Origin of the sequence: Phyllobacterium calauticae (assembly GCF_019991125.1) — a bacterium.
GTDB classification, from domain to species: Bacteria; Pseudomonadota; Alphaproteobacteria; order Rhizobiales; family Rhizobiaceae; genus Phyllobacterium; species Phyllobacterium calauticae.
In genome coordinates this window covers 1-1,308 of the sequence record NZ_JAGENB010000026.1, presented here as the reverse complement: position 1 = coordinate 1,308, position 1,308 = coordinate 1, and the positions used below count along the sequence as shown (strand labels likewise).

At 68.5% G+C, this 1,308-nt stretch carries 1 protein-coding gene; it reads left to right on the top strand.

Translation table 11 applies throughout. The features are described 5' to 3' along the window. Positions 1–1,308, top strand: a 1,308-nt coding sequence (gene glpD, locus J1W56_RS25760) for a glycerol-3-phosphate dehydrogenase (RefSeq protein ID WP_223616136.1), incomplete at both ends; no start/stop codon positions are given.

Genomic DNA, 1,308 nt, shown 5'->3' with positions numbered 1-1,308 from the left:
GAGGCGCTGATGGAGCGCGAGGTGCTGTGGGCGGCGGCGCCGCACATCATCTGGCCGCTGCGCTTCGTGCTGCCGCACCATGCGGGGCTGCGCCCGGCCTGGCTGCTGCGGCTGGGGCTGTTCCTCTACGATCACATTGGCGGGCGCAGGAAGCTGCCCGCGACGCGCACGCTCGACATGACGCGCGATGCGGCGGCCAGGCCGCTGAAGTCGCTCTATACGCGGGCGTTCGAATATTCCGACTGCTGGGTCAATGATGCGCGGCTGGTGGCGCTCAATGCGCGCGATGCGGCCGACCGCGGCGCGGTGATCCGCACCCGCAGCAAGGTGACGGCGGCGCGGCGCGCTGCCGATGGCTGGACGCTGGACGTGCAGGACGCCCTGTCGGGCACGGTGGAGACGGTGCGGGCGCGGCTCGTGGTCAATGCGGCCGGTCCCTGGGTGGACGAGGTCCTGACCGGCGTGGCCGGGCTCAAGGCGGCGCACAATGTGCGCCTGGTGCAGGGCAGCCACATCGTGGTGCGCAAAAAGTTCGACGATCCGCGCGCCTATTTCTTCCAGAACACCGACGGGCGCATCATCTTCGCCATTCCCTATGAGCAGGAGTTCACGCTGATCGGCACGACGGACCAGGATTATCACGGCAATCCGGCCGAGGTGACGATCACCGCTGCGGAGACCGATTATCTCTGCGCGGCGGCCAGCGAGTATTTTGCCGCGCCGGTGCAGCGCGCCGATGTGGTGTGGAGCTATTCGGGGGTGCGCCCGCTCTATGATGACGGGGCCTCGAAGGCGCAGGAGGCGACGCGCGACTATGTGCTGAAAAGCGATGCGCCGGCGGGGCTGGCGCCGCTGATGAACATATTCGGCGGCAAGATCACCACCTACCGGCGGCTGGCGGAGCACATGCTGGAGAAGATCGAGGAGAAGCTCGGGGCCAAGGGCAAGCCGTGGACGGCGACCGGCACGCTGCCGGGCGGCGATTTCCCGGCGGACGGTTTTGCGGCGCAGCTGCAGCGGCTGCAAGCCGATTACCCCTTCCTCGAGCCGCGCCATGCCTACCGGCTGCTGCGGCTCTACGGCACGCGGGCCCGGGTGCTGTTGGGCACGGCGGCATCCCCCGCCGATCTCGGTGAGCATTTCGGCTGGGATCTCTACGCGGCGGAGGTGCGCTACCTCATCGCGCAGGAATGGGCGATGACCGCGCAGGATGTCCTGTGGCGGCGCACCAAGGTCGGCCTGCATGTGACCGACGCCCAGGCCGACGCCCTCGAAACCTTCATGGCCAAAACCGTCCAGCGCCGATCG